This window comes from Corallococcus exercitus, assembly GCF_003611585.1.
Lineage (GTDB): Bacteria > Myxococcota > Myxococcia > Myxococcales > Myxococcaceae > Corallococcus > Corallococcus exercitus.
Map to the genome: position 1 here is coordinate 1 of NZ_RAVW01000068.1, position 17483 is coordinate 17483.

A 17483-nucleotide genomic window follows, 5' to 3' on the forward strand; every position below is an offset into this window, starting at 1 on the left:
AGCCCTTCCCGCCCGACCTCCACGTCTGGCCCCTGCGCGAACAGGAGCCCCAGGTCGTGGAGGTGGTGGCCCTGTGGCCCTCCGGCGGCCTCAGCCCCGGGGGCCAGAGCATCCTTGACGGGCTGCGTCGTCGCCTGAACAAGCGACGATAATCCGACGAAGACGTCGATTTCTGCCGGATTTCCGTCTTGCAGTGGGATGCGTATTCTTCAGGAGTCCTGTTTCTCTTGAAGGAGCCGCCGCGATGACCCCCACGGAACGGACCATTGCCCGCCTTCCCGCGCACCTGCGCCGCTACGTCGTGTCGCAGGACTACGCGGCGTACACGCCTCGCGACCAGGCGGTGTGGCGGCACATCCTGGGGCAGCTGCGGGAGCACCTGAGCGACAAGGCGCACCCCGTCTACCTGGAGGGCCTGGAGGCCACGGGCATTGGCGCGGAGGCCATCCCCAGCCTGGACGAGATGAACGAGAAGCTGTCCAAGCTGGGCTGGTCCTGCGTGGCGGTGCGCGGCTTCATCCCGCCGGCCGTCTTCACGGAGCTGCAGGCGCTGGGCGTGCTGGCCATCGCGGCGGACATCCGCACGCACGAACACATCCAGTACACGCCCGCGCCGGACATCGTCCATGAGAGCGCGGGTCACGCGCCCATCATCGCGAACGCGCGGTATGCCCAATACCTCAAGGCCGTGGGGCTGGTGGGGTTCAAGGCCATCGCCAGCGTGGAGGACCAGGCCGTCTTCGAGGCCATCCGCAACCTCTCCGTGGTGAAGGAGGACCCCACCGCCACCGAGGAGGAGATCGCCCACGCCCAGGCCCGCCTGGAGGCCGCCAACGCCAGCCACCGCTACATCAGCGAGAGCACCCGCGCGAGCCGCCTGTACTGGTGGACGGCGGAGTACGGGCTGATTGGCGACCTGCAGCACCCGCGCATCTACGGCGCGGGCCTGCTGTCCAGCATCGGCGAGGCGAAGCACTGCCTGACGTCCGCGGTGCACAAGCTGCCCCTGGGCGTGGCGTGCGCGGACACGGACTACGACATCACCCGCATGCAGCCGCAGCTCTTCGTGGCGCGCGACTTCGAACACCTCTTCGAAGTCCTGGCGGAGTTCGAGTCCACGCTCGCGTGGAAGCGCGGCGGGGACCTGGGCCTCAACGAGGCGCTGCGCGCGCGCACGGTCAACCACCTGGTGCTCGCGGACGGCCGGGAGGTGACGGGCAAGGTGGTGGAGCTGCTGCCGGCCCCCAAGGACGTGGCCCCGGGCCTGGCCACCGCGCTGGCCCGGCTGGAGGGCCCCATCCTCACCTCGCAGGACGGGCACGCCCTGGACAAGCCGTTCAGCGGCGCGGCGCTGGTCGCATTTGGCCAGGGCACCCTGCCGGAGCGCGGGAGCTTCAGCCTCTCGCTCGACAGCGGGCTGGTGCTGGAGGGCTTCGCGGTGGGCGGCGGAGAGGTGATTGCCCTGCGCGGCACGCTGGCGGGCCGTGAGCTGACGCTGCCGTCCATGGCGCGCCTGTACCTGACGGAGCGGCTGCCGTCCGTGGCGGGCGGGCCCGCCGACCCGGGCACGTGGGACAAGTGGTTCGGGGAGATGGACGCCTTCACCGCGGGCGACGGCGAGGCCCAGGCGCGCGAGCGCAAGGCGCAGGCCCTGCATCCGTCGCTGGCCGCCCTCTACACGGAGGTGCGCCGCCTCCGCGAGACGGGGCAGCTGGCCCCCGAGCGGCTGGAGCAGATTGCCCGCGCGTCCACGGACTTCCCCACCGACTGGCTCCTGCGCGCGGAGGTGGCGGAGCTGCGCGGCGAGGTGCCCCCTCGGCGCGAGACGGCGCACGCGTAGGGCCCGTCGCTTCCGAAAGACAGACGGATGATGTGAAACGGCCCGGTCGACCTCCTCATGAGGTCGCCGGGCCGAAGCACTTCCGGAGGGCTCTTTTCGCCAGGGACTACCCGTTGATGCGCACCATCGCGACGTCGTAGTGGCGGTCCGTCACGTAGCCGTTCGCGGCCTTGCCGGGGCGGTACATGTTCCCGGTCTTGTCATCCACGTAGAAGCGGTTGTTCGGGTTCGTGTCCTTGCCCTTGCTGGCGTTGGTCGTGCCCGGGTCGTGGAACGTGTAGTAGGTGCGGCCCTTGTCGTCGACGCCACGGCCCGTGATGGTCACGAAGTGGTCCGTGAGGCCGTCCACGTTGTAGTTCGAGTCCTTGTGGCTCACGCCCACGACCACCGGCTTGCCGGCTTCCAGCTGCTGGTCGATGTACTTGCGGCCCTCGGCGGCCTTCTTCGAGTCCACGTTGAGCGCGCCGACGCCGTTCTCGCTCTTGCCCACCTGGATGCGGCGGTCCGGGCCCAGCACGTTCGCGCCCTTCGCGCCCGCCATCGCCACCGCGGCCTTGAAGCACGCCGTGTCGCTGGGGGTGTAGCCGTGGCCGCCCTCGAACTGGCTGTAGTACGGCACCTTCACGTGCACCGCCGGACGGTCCTTGGCCCCGGCCACCTGCTGCGTGTCCGTGCGGTCCGCCTCCGTGGTGGGCTTGGAGGTGTTGGTGCCCTGCGTCGTGCCCGTGCCGTCCGAGCGGCCCGGCCGCGCGCTGTTGTTCACGGACGGGGGAACCACGCCCGTGTTGGTGTTGGCCGGCTTCGTCGTGGTCGCGCCCGACTGCTCCTTCTTGAGCATGGCGAGCGCGTCCTTGACCTCCGACTTGAAGCGGTTGGCCACGCCCTTCTGCACGTCCTTGGAGTTGCCGGAGAAGTGCACCAGGGTGCCGCTGGCGTTGGTGCGGCCGCGCTCGGCGTAGATGTCCTTGATGAGCTGCTCGTCGCTCACCTTCGCGGGGTCGCGGCCGGCCAGCGCCTTCTTGAAGATGTCATCCGCCGCGCCGGGGCCGTGCTGCACGGAGGTGGACCAGGCCACGTCACGCAGCGCCGCGGAGCGCTTGTCCAGGTCGATGCCCGTCGCCTTCTTGATGTTGGCGGCGCCCGGGTCGTAGTGCGTGGCCTTGATGTAGTCGTGCTGCGCCTTGTCGAAGCCCTTCGGGTCCTTCGCCGCCAGCTGCTTCCACGCGGAGGAGAACTCCGCGGAGCCCGGCTTGCTGCCCGACAGCGCCTTGTAATAGTCCGGGTTCGTCTTCTTCAGCGAGTTGACGAAGGACTGCGCGGAGCCGGTCGCGGACGCGAACTGGTAGGAGCCGTAGGACACGCCGCCCCTGTCGCCCTTGCCCGTGGACACGGTGCCGGGGCCGCGCGCCTCGTACTTGCGGCTCAGCGAGCCCAGCTCCCCGCCCGCGTTGCTGGTGGTGCCGCCGTTGGTGGAGGGCGTCGTCTTCTGCGTGCCGCCGGTGGACTGCGTGAAGCTGTCGCCCGACGTCTTCGTGCCCGCGCTCGACTTGTTGCCCGTGCCCTTCGCCTCGAAGCCGTCCCCCCGCACCTTCAGCGACTGGCCCGCCAGGATCTTGTTCGGATCCTTGATGTTGTTCGCCTTGGCCAGGTCGGCGACGGACGTCTTGAAGCGCTTCGCGATCTCCGAAAGCGTGTCGCCAGAACGGACGCGGATGTTGGAGACGGACATGGGAAGCCCCGGGTGTCAGGCCGCGAACACAGGCGCCGCGGACGTGCTTGGATTGCCGTGATTATCGAAAGGCAATGCGATCAGTTTCGCATCTCCAGTCACAATCGTGTGAAACCAGTGATTCCAGCAACTTCAGTTTCAGCGGATCGATCCGCCGTGACTGAAGTACCCGCCCAGGAGGCCCAAGCAGATGTCCAGGTTTCAACCGGATTTCAAAAGTGTGGCATTGCTGTTTGCCCTTTGCGTCACGGGCGCGGTCCCGGACGCCTCGGCGCAGGGGTCCGAGGGCCTCACGGGGGTCTACTCGAACAAGCAGGGGCGGCTGGCCATCGTCGAGGGGAGCAACGAGACGCTCGTGCACTTCTCGGGCTCGTTCCCGCAGGGCAACAGCGAGGGCACCTGTGATTGCGCGTGGACTGTCCAGAAGAAGACAGCCACGGCCTGGACGCTGACCCAGGCGGACGACCCGCAGCCCTGGACGCTGCGCGTCAATCCCAAGCAGTTCGTGCTGGAGTCCGGCCCGACGCCCCAGTGTTGCGGCGCGGGCTACCCGGGCAAGGACACCTTCGCCCGGAGCACGTCCAAGCCGCTGGGCATCTGCAAGGTGAAGGCGTCCAAGGCGGGCTTCCACGCGTCGGACGCGGCCAACACGGCGCGCAAGGCGTTCGTGGTGTCCGGCGACGCGGTGGAGGCGTACGTCGACCCGCTGGAGCCGGACTTCCTCGCCGCGCGCTTCCAGGGGCCGCAGAAGGCCACGGCGGGGCTGCTCAAGCGCGAGGACCTGGACTGCTCGGCGGACTCAGGCCCCACGGCGTCCAAGGCACCGGTGGCCGCGGACAAGCTCCAGCCCTTCGCGGGGACGTGGGTGGAGCTGACGCGCCAGGGCAAGGGCTTCGTCGTCCTCAAGCCCTGCTCCGCCGCGACGCGCAGCTTCACCGTCAAGCCCGCGACGGGCGAGGTGGAGGTGCAATTGGGCCAGGAGGCCACGACGCTGAAGGTGACGTCCGTGGAGCCCGGCAAGGGCGCCGGGGCCTGGGTGCTGGGGCTTACGTCCTCCGACGGAAAGCCGGAGGCGCTCCAGTGGAAGACGGCCGACGCAGCGAAGGGCACCGTGACCGTGACGAGCCCGGACCTCTTCTCCCAGAGCCACGACTACGTGCGCCAGGAGAAGCAGTCCGCGTTCCCGTCCAAGCAGGAGAAGGGGTGCGACGAGTACGAGCGCTGACGCGCCCGTGAGCGCCGCCGATGCGCGGCATCGCCTGGTCGACCTCAGGTGGAAGTGTCGCCGGGCGGTGTCGGGGCGTGGTGGGCGGACAGGCGGGGCTGGCCTCCAGGGCCGAGCAGCCCCTGCATGGCGTCGAAGAGGTTGAGATTGGAGCCGCTGGGGAGGAAGACGACCTTGTCCAGGCCTCCGACGACGGCGGCCTGGGCCTGCGCGGCCACGGCCTTCACGAAGTTCTCCCCTCCTCCCAGGGACTCCACGCGCTGGCGGAACTGCGAGGCCTCCACCTCCGCGAGCCGGGACTGGCGCTCCACCTCCAGGTCGTTGAGGCGCTGCTGGCGCTCCAGGGTCACCTGGGTGGTGAGCCGTTCGCGCTCGGCCTCCGCCTCGGCGCGGATGCGGGAGGCGCGAGCATCGGACTCGGCGCGGGCCAGGGCCTCCTCGCTCTCCACGCGGGCGCGCTCCAGTTGCGCCTCCGCCTCCACCTTGGCGCGGCTGAGCGTCTCCAGTTGGTGGTTGCGGTTCTGCAATTCAATGAGGGATTGGCGTTCGGCCTCCGACTTGCGGTGGCTGGCGATGTCGGCGAGCTGCTTCTCTTCCTCGCTGCGGATGCGTTTGAGTTCCGCGGCGGCCTGGGCCTCCTGGCGTGAGGCGTCCAGCTGGATCTGGATGTTGGTGTCGATGGCCTCGCGCAGCTTCAGGGCTGTCTTCTCGTCGACGGGGGCGATGTCCTTGATGTCGATGTCGATGATGCGCAGCTGGTTCTCGGAGAAGAGACGGTCCTTGCGCGCGCGGCCCGCGTCGTCCATGCCGAAGATGGCGCGGCGGATGAGGACGCTGGCGTTCTTGTGGAAGGTCTCGAACTCGTTCTCCGCCGCGACCTGGCGGATGCGCGACGCGAGGTTCTCACACACGTACCCGATGAAGTCGTTCACCCGGAAGATGGCCTTGTCCTTCTCCGGGTCGCCCTGCACGTCGAACTGCCATTTGTACGAAAGCTTGATGCGCAGCCGCGCGTGGTCGCGAGTGGCCACTTCGAACAGGTCCGTGGCGAAGTCCGGCCCCAGCCGCAGCATCAGCACCTTGAGCTGACGCGGGCGCTTGGGCGTGCTGCCGGACAGGTCCAGCACGGTGACGTCCTCGTACGGACGCAGCATCACCTTCGCGGGGCCGAACTCCACGCGCGCATGGTTGGTTTCAAAGTCATTGATGAGGACCGCCGTGTTGTCCTCGATGCGCAGCACGATGGCGCGCGTGCGGTCCCCCTTCTCCGGCGCGGTTGTGGGGCGCGGCGCCCGGGCCTCCTTCGCGTCCACCAGAGGTGTCAACGGCGGAGCAAGGCCCAGCAGCGCCTCCGCGTCCGGGGACAGGCGCTTCTCGTGCAGTTCCTGGTGCGCCTCCGGCATGAACTGGCACGGCCCCTGGACGAGCGACACCTTGCCCGAGCGCAGGTCGCGCACGTACAGGCCTTCCCCCTGCCCCAGCGACAGCGCGGCGATCTCCCGGTGGATGAGGACCTTCTCGCTGGGCACATAGGTGCGCGGGCCGCGGACGATCCACGTGTCACCGGCCTTGCGTGCGCGGGGCTCGCCGCCTTCGTTCTCGGAGAGGTCATCCAGCGCCTGGAGCTTCAGTCCCTGCAGCTCCGACAGGACGTGCTTGCGGCGCACGTCGCCTTCCAGCGCTTCGCCGGGCTCCAGGAAGAAGACGTCGGGGCCGGAGACGACCTTGCGGCGGCCCTCCTGGACGCGGCCGGTGGCGCGGTCCACGGGATTGAGGATGACGCAGTACTCGGTCTCCTTGAGGACGCGGGCCTTCTCCAGCGACACGACGGTGACGGCCTCGCCCGGCACGTAGCGGCCGGGGCCGCGCACCAGCCACTCGTCACCGGCCTCGCGGCGGCGCGGTGCGTCCGCGACGCTGGTGTCCATGAACGCGGTGAGCGCGCGCAGCCGCAGTGCCTCCGACACGCCCAGGACGTACTCCGGGACGATGTCGCCCTCCAGCTCCTCGCCGGGGTACAGGGGGAAGACCTTCGGGCCCACGCGGACCTCACGGTCGCCCACCGCGACGCGGGCCTGGCCGAAGTCGTCCAGCGCCACCTGACCATCCACGCGCACCACGGGGTTGCGCACCACGCACCAGCTGCCGGCGCCCACCTCCACCATCCGCTCCTTCGCGACGAGCGTCAGGTGCGCCTCCAGCGTCAGCACGCGCGGGCCGACCTCCATCAGCACGACGCCACGGTTGGCGTCCTCGATGTAGGCGTACTCGCGATTCTTCAGGGAGATGCGCTGGATGGCTTCGGTGCTGGGGGCGGACGGCACGGGACACCTGCTCGGGCGGGAGGGGTTGCCCGCGAGTCATTGCGAGCCCCGTGCCTCTTCGCTTCGCCCTGGGACAGACAGGCACCGCTCCGGACTGGTGCGGTCGCCCGCTCCATTCCGGCCCGGGCAGCGCGCTAGACTGGAGCGCCTGTCGGGCTACCGGGCCCACCGCGCATCCACGGACTGCAGCCCCGGCCTTTGCTACGAGGACATGGCCTATGCGTTTCCGGAGGTGCCGCGCACTCTTGCTTCTGTTCCTTTGCTCGGCCTGCGCTACGACGGATCCGATTCCGAAACAACCAGCGGCACGCACTCGACGGATTGCAAACCTCCAGCGAGCGGCGGCGCTGCCATGGAGGGACGGTGGGCAGTGCGTTGTCCACGAGGCGTCCCAGCCTTGGTCCGTGCTGGTGGAGCGGTGCTATCGGGCCCTCGACCATGACCGGGTCGAGTTCCACGACACCACGGGAAGATGCACGGTTGCCTCCGTTGATGCCGCGACCGTGGGGCTCGGGTTCTGCGTGCTGGCTGCGCCTGAAATCGCCGTGGGAGCCGTCATCGTCTTGGGCGTGGTGGTGGTCGCCGTCGCCATCAAAGCGGAACTGGATGCGTATGAACTGCGCCACCTCTACCCTGAGGAAGCGGGGACCTCACAAGGGGCGAGCGTCGCATCCCGGGAGCCTGTAGCAAAGCCGAAGCCCAGGCTGGAACCGGAGCCAGCAGGCCAGGGCAGGCAGCCCCCGGTGCCCCCCGTGCCCGTGGGCCGGACGGGCCGTGCCAGTTGCGAGCCTGTTCCCGTGCCACACGCAGGCGAGGATGACTCGCATAACGAGTGCGCCGACAAGTTCCCACCGAACCGTTATCCCGGGATGGACGTGCTCGTGGGTGGCGTGCGCTTCGATGCACTGCAAGTCGGTGTCCGCAAACTGTGGGAGATCAAGACGCATCAGTTTGATTCGTACAATGATTTTGTCCAGGAACAGGAGATCAGGAAGGAAGTGAAACAATTAATGCAGGAGCGAGACGTCGCAAAGGCATGCGGATATGGCTTCGTCGTGGGAGTGAGCACCCACGCGCATAAAGCCGCGCTGCTCGAAGAACTTCCAAAGCTCGATGTCGTCGTCACAGGATGTAAACGATGAGCACGCGAAAAAAGCTGACACTCATCACCTACGCCCCTGCCCTCGTGGGCAAAGACAGCCGCACGCTCAATGTCATCCATGGAATGGAGAATGCGTTCCCTGGCTTACGACTGGAGTGGGAAGTTGGCGAAAGTGGGCGCCCCATCGCGTTGCCACAGCGTGACACCTGGCTCGTGGAAAGAATCGAGGACGGTGGATTCCCGGTCGTGTGCAACGGGGACGAACGTTACCCCGTGACGGTCTGGGCAATTGAAAGCTCAGGGCTCTCCAGTCCAGGCGGACAGCCCCAATTTGAAGTGCACGCAAAACTGCCACTGGACGGGCCCGTGGTCGCGGCAGCGGCGGCTCTGCTTGAGGCCGTGGCGGAGGGGGCACGGTCGTTCTGGGGTCATGCGTCGCCGTATGGCTACGGCTCAGAGGTCGCGCAGCAGTTCCGCCGCTCGCCAGACGACCCCGAGCGTTCACCCCGTGGGCTTCCAATGCTCAACCTTCCGGAGAAGAGCCCCAGGGCGGAGACTCCCTCTTTCCTCGGGTGGCTGAACTATTGGTCCGCGGCTGCCGCGGAGGTCATCGGGTTCCCGGATCCTGCTCGCGATGCCGAGTTGCTCACGCGGGCACGTCGCACTCCGTCAGGCGGGTGGATCGTGCAGCTCACGGATGCACCGCTTGATTACGACAACCCCACTCACCTGGAAGCGCTCAAGCGGGCCTATGAGCGCTTCCCGGTGATTGGCGGGCGCACAGCGCCTCGACTGTGACTCAGCCGCGAGCGGCCCGTGCGTCGCGGCCCCGGGCGCGGGCGGCCTTGGAGAGCACGTCGCTCCCCTTCTCCTCGCCCTTCATCCACGCCTTCATCGCGGGCACCACCTGCTTGCTCCAGGCGCGGCCGGCGCGCATGGGCAGGAAGTCCTGCACCAGCGCGTCCACGAGCCCGGAGAGCTGCTCGGTCAGCTCCAGCCGTTCGGAGAGCTGATCATCCTCTTCCTCGGTCATCAGCGCGGGCAGCTTGGCGGCGCGGATGTCCAGGAACTCGGAATCGAGGGTGACTTCGTATTCGCGCTCGCCGTGCGAGATGCGCAGCCGCGCCTGGGACACCAGCAGGCCCCGGTCCAGCGAGTGGCGAACGTTCTCCGAGTACGGCGCCAGCGTGCCCTTGGCGCTCATCTCCGTGACGTCGCCGGCCACGCCGCGCAGCACCACCTTGCCCAGGAAGAGGACGACCACGCCCGCGCCGTCGAACTCCACGAGGGGGTCACCCGACTCCGAGCGCCACAACAGCCACGTCATGAACTCGCGGCCCAGGTAGGCCCGGCCGCGCAGCAGCTGTTCGCGGGCCTTGCCCTTTTCGACTTCGGCTTCGTCCTTCTCCTCCTCGGTGGCGACGCCATCCACGCCAACATCGCCCCGTGCGAACGCCGCCTCTTCCCTCGCCTGCTCACGCTTCGCCATGGGCGTCCTCCACCGAAGCCGTCGCCGGCAGGTCCATGCCAATGAGCTCCGCCGTGGGGCCCAGGGCCTTCTCGTCGATGCCCGCGCGCTGCGCCATGGACGCGGGCGTGATGCCAATCACCTTCACCGCCAGGGCGCCTTCCAGCGCCACGCAGATTTCATCCACCGTCTTGCGCGACGCGGCCCAGATTTGCACCGTCTGCGTCTTCAGGTTCCACGTCACGTCCAGCACGCTGGTGCGCGGCACGGCGCGCTGACGCAACAGCTGCTTGAGCTCAGCGCGCTGCTTGTTCTTCTCCGCGCGCGCGGGCGGCCGGCCGTTCTCCTTTGCGAAGGCGGCGGACCACTTGTCCAGCTCCGACTTCATCATCGACGCGGGCACCTTCAGCGTGTCGATGCGGAAGCCGAACAGGGCGTACTCGCCATAGAAGAGGTTTCCGGTGGCGAACTCGGAGGACTCCGGGTTCTCCAGCTCCACGAAACCCGCGGCGCGCTCCTCCTCGGAGCGGCGGTCGATGGGTTCGAATGCATGGGACTTGAGTCCCTTGGTCAACCAGCGCTTGACGTCGGACGGCGCATCCTTGGCCGGCTCGGTCCGGAAGCGCGAAAAGGTCACGGCACCACGTAGGACAGGCATGGGGCGCGGCAGGATGGGGGGCGCGTGGCGTCGCGTCAAGGCACTCGGTGTGGCTGGACGGAGCGGCCCGGGAATAGCCCGCGCGCGAAACCGTTTGCCCGTGCTCCGTCCAACCGTGCACGCCTCCGCCCCTCCCCGCCGGCGGGAAACCATGACACTCCCAGGCACGCGACATACGGTGGCCGCCGCCATGCGCCGCGCCCTCTTCCCCGCCAGCGTTGCCCTCTTCCTGTCCGCCTGCACCCACGCGCCCGCCACGCCGGACGGCGCCCCGCGTAACACCCTGCCCGGGGTGACGAACGCCCTGCTGGGGACCCTGGAGGCGGACGGGGCGATCACCGGCGCCTATGTGGTGGATGCACGCACCGGGGAGCCCCTCTTCACCCACCGGGAGAACGTGCGGCTGTTGCCCGCGTCCACGATGAAGGTGGTGTCCACCTCCGCCGCGCTGTCCGCGCTGGGGGCGGACTTCCGCTTCGTGACGCCGGTGTCCCTGGAGGGCTCGCAGACGGGAGGCCTGTTCCTGGGCGACGTGGTGGCGCAGGCGTCCGGGGACCCGTCGCTGGGCTCGTGGCGCTTCCCGGAGACGGCGCTCGCGTGCGACCGCATCGCGGAAGCCTTCCAGGCTCGCGGCATCCACCAGTGGCGCGGCAACGTGCGCATCGCCGGCACGGACGGCGTGGATGGCGGCCTGGGCCCCGGCTGGGCCTGGGACGACGCGGCGTATGCCTACAGCGCGGCGCCCACGCCCTTCGTCTTCCGCGAGAACGTGGTGGACCTGGCGCTGGCACGCGCTCCCGGCGCCACCTGCGCGGACGCGCCTTCCGTCCAGTGGACCCCCACCTTCGCCACGCTGTCCGCGGTGGTGAACGTGGACGTCAACGCGGAGCGCACGAACCTGGCCTGCGTGCGCGGCGGTGGCGGCGTGCGCTGCACCTGGCGCTCGCCCTCCGGTGGGCCGTGCCCCCAGTCCGCCGCGGTGAAGCTGTCCGTGGACGCGCCGGAGGCCCTCTTCGCCGCGTGCGTGGACGACGCGCTGGCGCGGCACGGGGTGACGCGGCTGCCGCTCTCGCTGGAGGCCCCCACCTCGCCCATGCCGCCGGTGCCGGTGCCGCTGGTGGAGCTGACCAGCCCGCCCCTGTCGGAGCTGGTGCGCGCGACGAACAAGGAGAGCCTCAACCTGTACGCGGAGCGGCTGGGCATGCGCTTCGCGCGCGAGCGCACCGGCAACGAGGGCTACGCCGCGCTGCGCACGGCCCTGGTCGCGGAGCTGACGCGCCGGGGCGTGCCGTCCAAGGACCTGCGCCCGGTGGATGGCAGCGGCCTGTCCCGCTACAACCTGGCGTCGCCCCGGGGCATGGCGCGGGTGCTGCTCACCAGCCTCCAGGAGCCCTACGGCGCCGCGCTGGTGGACAGCCTGCCGGTGCTGGGCGTGGACGGGACGCTCGCGGGCCGCAAGACGACGCTGTCCACCGCGGGCCGCATCCGCGCGAAGACGGGAACGCTCACGGGCCAGAAGTGCTTCGTGGGCGTGGCGGAGCGGCCCAACGACCCGGAGCACCCGCGCGTCGTCTTCGCGCTGATGCTCGGCAACATGGACGAGGGCACGAAGCCCAACGCCAATGAGACCTTCGACACCTTCTCCACCGCCCTGGTGGAGCTGCCCCTGCGATGAGCGTCCCGCAGGGGACCACCCGCATGCGAGGTGAAACATGAAGTCCAGAATCGCAGTGACGACCGCCGCGCTGATGCTGCCGCTCGTGGCGGCAGCCGCCGGCAAGGCGCCCGCGAAGCCCGCCGCCGCGGAGAAGCAGCCCGTGGAGACCACCTACCACGGCACCACCGTGTCGGACCCGTACCAGTGGATGGAGTCCGCCACCGACCCCAAGGTCCAGCAGTGGACCGACTCGCAGAACACATACACGCGCGCGTACCTGGACAAGCTCCCCGGCCGCGAGCCGCTGCGCCAGCGCATCACGGAGATCCTGTCCTGGAAGTCGCCCGGCTACGGCGGCCTGGACGAGCAGGGCGGCACGCTGCTGGGGCTGAAGTACCAGCCGCCCAAGCAGCAGCCCACGCTCATCGTGGTGGGCTCGCTGGACGACACGTCGAAGGAGCGCGTGCTGGTGGACCCCACGGTGGTGGACACCTCCGGCAAGACGACCATCGACTGGTTCCAGCTGTCACACGACGGCAAGAAGGTCGCGGTCTCCATGTCCAAGAGCGGCACGGAGAGCGGTGACGTCACGGTGTGGGACGTGGCCACGGCGAAGGCGGTGCCCAACGAGCTGGTGCCCCGCGTCAACAGCGGCACGGCGGGCGGCAGCCTCGCGTGGAACGCGCAGGGCACGGGCTTCTTCTACACGCGCCATCCCCGCGGCGAGGAGCGCCCGCCCGCGGACCGCGACGTGTACCAGCAGGTGTACTTCCACACGCTGGGCACGCCCACGGAGAAGGACACGTACGCGCTGGGCAAGGACTTCCCGCGCATCGCGATGACGGAGCTGGAGTCCAGCGACGACGGCCAGTACACCTTCGCGCGCGTGGCCAACGGCGACGGCGGCGAGTACGACCTGTACCTGCACGGCCCCAAGGGCACCTGGACGCAGGTGGCGAAGTACGCGGACAAGGTGGTGGCGGCGCGCTTCGGCGGCGACGGCGCGGCGTACCTGCTCAGCCGCAAGGACGCCCCGAAGGGCAAGGTGCTGCGCCTGCCGCTGGCCACGCCCACGCTGGACAAGGCCACCGTCATCGTCCCGGAGGGCGAGGCGACGGTGCAGGCCGTGGTGCCGACGAAGAGCCGCCTGTACCTGCTGGAGCAGCTGGGCGGTCCGTCGCAGCTGCGCATGGTGGACCTGACGGGCAAGGCCCTGGGGCTGGTGCCCACGCTGCCGGTGTCGTCGGTGGGCGGCCTGGTCCGCCAGGGCGCGGACGACCTGCTCGTCGTCAACGGCAGCTTCACCCAGCCGGCCGCGTGGTTCCGCTACTCGGCGGAGGGCAACAAGCTCACGAAGACGGCGCTGGCTCGCACGGCGCCCGTCGACATGAGCGACGTGGAGGTGGTGCGCACGGAGGCCACGTCCAAGGACGGCACCAAGGTGCCGCTCACCATCCTGAAGAAGAAGGGCACGAAGCTGAACGGGAACAACCCCACGCTGCTCACCGGCTACGGCGGCTTCAACGTCTCCATCTCCCCGGGCTACAACCCGGTCACCGGCATGTGGCTGGAGCAGGGCGGCGTGTTCGCGGTGGCGAACCTGCGCGGCGGCTCGGAGTTCGGCGAGGAGTGGCACAAGGGCGGCTCGCTCACGAAGAAGCAGAACGTGTTCGACGACTTCTACGCGTGCGCGAAGCTGCTGGTGGACCAGAAGTACACGCAGCCGAAGAAGCTGGCCATCCAGGGCGGCAGCAACGGCGGCCTGCTGATGGGCGCGGCCCTGACGCAGCACCCGGAGCAGTACGGCGCGGTGGTGGCGCGCGTCGGCATCTACGACATGCTGCGCACGGAGCTGACGCCCAACGGCCAGTTCAACGTCACCGAGTACGGCTCGGTGAAGGACCCGGAGCAGTTCAAGGCGCTGTACAACTACTCGCCGGTGCACCAGGTGAAGGACGGGACGAAGTACCCGTCGGTGCTCTTCACGTCCGGGGCCAATGACCCGCGCGTGGATCCGTACCACTCGCGCAAGATGGTGGCCCGGATGCAGGCGGCGACGGCGTCCCCCAAGCCCATCCTGCTGCGCGCCGACGCGGAGACGGGCCACGGCCTGGGCACGCCGCTGGCCGCGCGCATCGAGGAGGAGGTGGACGTCTACTCCTTCGTCTTCAACGAGCTGGGCATGACGTACAAGCCCAACGCGACGAAGAAGGTCAGCGCGCCCGCGCCGAAGTAGTCCTGCTTCTCCACACGCCCGTCTCCCGAGCCCCAGGGCTTGGAGACGGGCGTTTCTTCTTCCCTGTTTCGTGGCAGCCTGCCGCCCCCATGAGCCCGCTCATCCCCTACTTCATCCTTTCGCCCGTGGTCGCGGGCGGCCTTGCCTGGTGGACGCTCACCCGCCTTGGAAAGAAGCGGAACGCCCGCGCGAAGGGTTCGCTCGACGCGGTGGTGACGCGGCTGCGAGGGCAGAAGGCCACCGGCACGGCGGACCTCTTCGTCCAGGACGTGTCCTGGTCCGGAGAGACGGAGCTGTCGCCGCAGAACTGCCGCATCCGCGTGGTGATGGGCGGCCGGGACGCCGCGAGCATTCCTCCGCGCTTCGAGGTGGAGAGCGCACCGGGAGCCCCCCGCCCGCCCGCGGACGTGCTCGCGGCGCTGCGGGTGCTGGATGCGCAGGCGACGGAGGCCCTGAAGTCCGGCGGCTGGAGCTGGCAGCGGCCCACGGTGTCCTTCGAGCCAGTGAAGGCACCTCCCTCGGCATGAAGGGGAGGGGCTCACTAGCGCCAAGCGACGGAATACTCGGCGCTTGCGGCAAACTCCGCGCCGAACTCTGCGCGACTAAAATACGACTACTCTCAAGACAACTCAGATCCGGGCTATATCCACCGGGCCTCTGAATTCATCTCACGAGAAAGTCTCCCCCGATAAGAGCAACTCACATCGGCAGTTCCCCGAAACCATGACAATAGCGGCCGCCTGGATCCGCCAGACGAAAACTGTTCAAGAGCTTTTCATCGCATCAGATAGCCGACTTTCTGGAGGCATGCGTTGGGATCAGTGCCCCAAAATATTGGTACTTCCTAGATCAGACTGCGCGATCTGCTTTGCTGGAGATACCGGCTACACATATCCACTAATGCTACAGCTGGCGAACGCAATCGATGCCTTTGAAAAATCCCGTACGCGCGCCGACGACATTCGAAAATTGCGTGGCCATGTCGTCAAAACATTTAACGCACTATACGATGCAATTAAGGGCCAAGCTCCCGGCGAAGATGCGGCGGGGACTGAGTTTCTATTAGCAGGCTACTCGTGGGTTTCAAAAGAGTTCAAGATCTGGAAGATCGCGTACAACAAGACCGAGAAGAAATTCGTCCACATTACTCCCAGGGCTCTACTTGGCACACAGCTTCGAGTTGTTGAGTTTGCTGGCGACTGGGCGCCCATCGCTCGCAACAGACTAAGAACCCTGATGAAAACCCGTCTTGGTCCTCCACCCCTGAAACGATGGAGAGGCCTTGACATGGAACCGCTAGAAGTCATTCGAGACCTGCTTCGTAGCAGCGGCCCTGATGACACCATTGGCGGCGCACCACAAGTCGTAAAGATTTTCCAACATCTCAATGCTCGCCCATACATAATCCCATGGATACATGAGGGGAAAACAATTCATACCCTTTTTGGACGGCACCTACTCCCATACGAAACTACTCGCCTTGGCATTCTAGATGTGGACACGATGCAGACATCTAGGCATGGCCTAAAAAATCCAACCACGCAAGAAAGGCATATTTTCTCCTATTCCTTTTAATCGCAACAAGAACGACACGATTATCGGAGAGGGAAACATGAGGGTTTCCCTTATCTAGCAAGTCAATCAGCGTGCGTTCGCCCGGTCGCTGCGTGCGACGACACTGGCGCACGGGCAGAGAGGAAGGCCACCATGACGCGCAAGGAGGCCATCCACAAAGAGCAAGTGCGAGCGTTCTTGACGGAGGCTTTCGAGGACGACCTGTACGTCAACCGAATCCTCTTCCTCTCACACACGCCCATGGGCGGCACAGACCACCAGTCTGTCCGTAGCGGTCATTGGCAAGGCCATGGCGTGGGCACGGGACGAGGACGACACCTCCAAGCATGCCGTGAAGCAAGTGGACCACCTGCTGTCCAATGGGAGCTTCGAGGTCTGGAAGCTGTTCGATGCCTGTATGCTTCGTGCTGGCCGAGCGCACTGAGTCGTGACAATGACAGGGAACCGCATCTTGATCACGCCTACGGCAGCAAGGACACTGCCCCCGAAGCATCTCGTCCACGCACGGGCGGAGCGCCACCACCACCTACCGGAGTCGGTTCCTACCCAGGAAAGGCGAAGGTCTGTGCGCGGTTTGAGCATCAGGCTCCCCGAAGTTGAGTGCGTTGCCTGCCGCCCGCACAGCGGAACTTCTGTGACGGGCTGAGGAATGCAGCGCCACCATGCGCCGCATGTCCTCGTCCTTCCTCAAGTCGCCCCCCTCACATGGGGAGAGGTCTTGCCCCCATCCAATGTGGGCGACTTTAATGCAGCAGCAAAGGAACGGGCGAACTGCTCTCGCAACTGACCAGCGCGCCTCCAGCTCTCTATGTCCGACCTTACCAAGTTTGAGATGCGTCAATTCGAGCGGCTGTTCGGGATGAGTTCCGGCTACGTGCTAAATTTTTCAAACCGAACATTCGAAGACTTCATTGCCGATAGCGCAAAAAGAATTATCTCCGAACCAAAGTATTACAGACACTCCGGTTCTAAAGCCAATCGACTGCGGGCCTTCTGGGAAGTAGAACCTAATCATGTCGTCGGAAAGCTTTCAGCCGACTTACTGGACTACACTCGCATCGAAAAGCTCATTGAGAACAAGGACCTATTCGACTCCTGCCAAAAGATCGCCCAGCGCCTTCTCCATGATGCGCCGGCAATCAACATCGACGCCTTGACGCCAGTATCAACGGAAAGAGAGTTCGAAGCACTTGTGAATGCTGTCAAAATCTCAATCGAAAACAACGAACCGGAGTCGGCACTGGATCGGCTTCACACATTTTTCATCAAGTACTTACGACTCGTTTGCAGCGGCCGAAAAATCTCTATCGATAGAGAGAAGCCGCTCCACAGCCTGATGGGCGAGTACATCAAGGCACTAAAGCAGCAAAACGCGATCGAATCAGAAATGACCGAACGCATCCTCAAGTCAACCATTAGCCACCTGGACGCATTCAGCCGCGTCCGCAACGAACAAAGCCTCGCCCATGACAATAGAATGCTAAATTACGAAGAAAGCCTACTCATCTTCAATCAAGTAACGAGCACCGTCAGGTTCATCCGTGCCATAGAAGATCGCTTGGCAAAGCAGGCTGCTCCAGTGGCCGACGATGACATCCCCTTCTGACTCCAGTTCTACAGATCCGAACTCAGGCAGAACGATGGAGCCGCAGCCTGCTTGCCCCTGAGT

At 66.8% G+C, this 17483-nt stretch carries 13 protein-coding genes and 1 pseudogene; 10 read left to right on the plus strand and 4 right to left on the minus strand.

Annotation, left to right across the window (positions count from 1 at the left end; genetic code table 11):
* Positions 1-152, plus strand: a pseudogene (locus D7W79_RS44930) (LysR family transcriptional regulator); the annotation flags it as partial.
* A gap of 92 nt (positions 153-244) precedes the next feature.
* Positions 245-1840 (plus strand): aromatic amino acid hydroxylase, encoded by a 1596-nt coding sequence (locus D7W79_RS11540; protein WP_120525418.1) that lies wholly within the window; start codon positions 245-247, stop codon positions 1838-1840.
* A gap of 106 nt (positions 1841-1946) precedes the next feature.
* On the opposite strand, the gene D7W79_RS11545 is transcribed toward D7W79_RS11540, so the two are convergent.
* On the minus strand, positions 1947-3569 hold the full coding sequence (locus D7W79_RS11545; RefSeq protein ID WP_120525419.1) for a LysM peptidoglycan-binding domain-containing protein: 1623 nt from the start codon (positions 3567-3569) through the stop codon (positions 1947-1949).
* A 220-nt stretch (positions 3570-3789) separates the two neighbouring features.
* Here D7W79_RS11545 and D7W79_RS11550 point away from each other — a divergent pair, with 220 nt between their 5' ends.
* Entirely contained in the window at positions 3790-4794 is a 1005-nt protein-coding gene (locus tag D7W79_RS11550; RefSeq protein ID WP_244221712.1) for a hypothetical protein, read from the plus strand.
* Between the two features lie 44 nt (positions 4795-4838).
* On the opposite strand, the gene D7W79_RS11555 is transcribed toward D7W79_RS11550, so the two are convergent.
* Positions 4839-7118 (minus strand): hypothetical protein, encoded by a 2280-nt coding sequence (locus tag D7W79_RS11555; RefSeq protein ID WP_120525421.1) that lies wholly within the window; start codon positions 7116-7118, stop codon positions 4839-4841.
* 404 nt (positions 7119-7522) lie between these two features.
* Between D7W79_RS11555 and D7W79_RS11560 the strand changes: the two genes are divergently transcribed.
* On the plus strand, positions 7523-8260 hold the full coding sequence (locus D7W79_RS11560; RefSeq protein ID WP_338078797.1) for a DUF6310 domain-containing protein: 738 nt from the start codon (positions 7523-7525) through the stop codon (positions 8258-8260).
* Positions 8257-9018: a DUF5953 family protein gene (locus D7W79_RS11565; RefSeq protein WP_120525423.1), complete on the plus strand. Its 762-nt coding sequence runs from the start codon at positions 8257-8259 to the stop codon at positions 9016-9018. Before D7W79_RS11560 ends, D7W79_RS11565 begins: the two co-directional genes overlap by 4 nt.
* 1 nt (position 9019) lies before the next feature.
* On the opposite strand, the gene D7W79_RS11570 is transcribed toward D7W79_RS11565, so the two are convergent.
* A complete protein-coding gene (locus tag D7W79_RS11570) occupies positions 9020-9709 on the minus strand; it encodes a hypothetical protein (RefSeq protein ID WP_120525424.1) in 690 nt (229 codons plus the stop codon).
* On the minus strand, positions 9696-10346 hold the full coding sequence (gene rdgC / locus D7W79_RS11575; RefSeq protein WP_120525425.1) for a recombination-associated protein RdgC: 651 nt from the start codon (positions 10344-10346) through the stop codon (positions 9696-9698). Before rdgC ends, D7W79_RS11570 begins: the two co-directional genes overlap by 14 nt.
* Positions 10347-10536: 190 nt before the next feature.
* Between rdgC and dacB the strand changes: the two genes are divergently transcribed.
* From dacB to D7W79_RS11595, 5 genes are all read left to right on the plus strand, one after another.
* Positions 10537-12021, plus strand: coding sequence for a D-alanyl-D-alanine carboxypeptidase/D-alanyl-D-alanine endopeptidase (gene dacB / locus D7W79_RS11580; RefSeq protein ID WP_244221713.1), 1485 nt, complete (start codon positions 10537-10539; stop codon positions 12019-12021).
* Positions 12022-12058: 37 nt separating this feature from the next.
* Entirely contained in the window at positions 12059-14239 is a 2181-nt protein-coding gene (locus tag D7W79_RS11585; protein WP_120525427.1) for a prolyl oligopeptidase family serine peptidase, read from the plus strand.
* 89 nt (positions 14240-14328) lie between these two features.
* Positions 14329-14766, plus strand: a complete 438-nt coding sequence (locus tag D7W79_RS11590) for a hypothetical protein (RefSeq protein WP_120525428.1) — start codon at positions 14329-14331, stop codon at positions 14764-14766.
* Positions 14767-14962: 196 nt separating this feature from the next.
* On the plus strand, positions 14963-15814 hold the full coding sequence (locus tag D7W79_RS43210; RefSeq protein WP_147441886.1) for a hypothetical protein: 852 nt from the start codon (positions 14963-14965) through the stop codon (positions 15812-15814).
* 808 nt (positions 15815-16622) lie between these two features.
* Positions 16623-17420: an abortive infection family protein gene (locus D7W79_RS11595; RefSeq protein WP_120525429.1), complete on the plus strand. Its 798-nt coding sequence runs from the start codon at positions 16623-16625 to the stop codon at positions 17418-17420.
* The last annotated feature ends 63 nt before the right edge of the window (positions 17421-17483 follow it).

Bases quoted from the DNA above. Each gene is read 5' to 3' on its own strand.
- D7W79_RS11540 (WP_120525418.1), top strand. From the start codon at position 245: ATGACCCCCACGGAACGGACCATTGCCCGCCTTCCCGCGCACCTGCGC.
- D7W79_RS43210 (WP_147441886.1), top strand. From the start codon at position 14,963: ATGACAATAGCGGCCGCCTGGATCCGCCAGACGAAAACTGTTCAAGAG.
- D7W79_RS11590 (WP_120525428.1), top strand. From the start codon at position 14,329: ATGAGCCCGCTCATCCCCTACTTCATCCTTTCGCCCGTGGTCGCGGGC.
- rdgC (WP_120525425.1), bottom strand. From the start codon at position 10,346: ATGCCTGTCCTACGTGGTGCCGTGACCTTTTCGCGCTTCCGGACCGAG.
- D7W79_RS11545 (WP_120525419.1), bottom strand. From the start codon at position 3,569: ATGTCCGTCTCCAACATCCGCGTCCGTTCTGGCGACACGCTTTCGGAG.
- D7W79_RS11585 (WP_120525427.1), top strand. From the start codon at position 12,059: ATGAAGTCCAGAATCGCAGTGACGACCGCCGCGCTGATGCTGCCGCTC.
- D7W79_RS11570 (WP_120525424.1), bottom strand. From the start codon at position 9,709: ATGGCGAAGCGTGAGCAGGCGAGGGAAGAGGCGGCGTTCGCACGGGGC.
- D7W79_RS11565 (WP_120525423.1), top strand. From the start codon at position 8,257: ATGAGCACGCGAAAAAAGCTGACACTCATCACCTACGCCCCTGCCCTC.
- D7W79_RS11595 (WP_120525429.1), top strand. From the start codon at position 16,623: ATGTCCGACCTTACCAAGTTTGAGATGCGTCAATTCGAGCGGCTGTTC.
- dacB (WP_244221713.1), top strand. From the start codon at position 10,537: ATGCGCCGCGCCCTCTTCCCCGCCAGCGTTGCCCTCTTCCTGTCCGCC.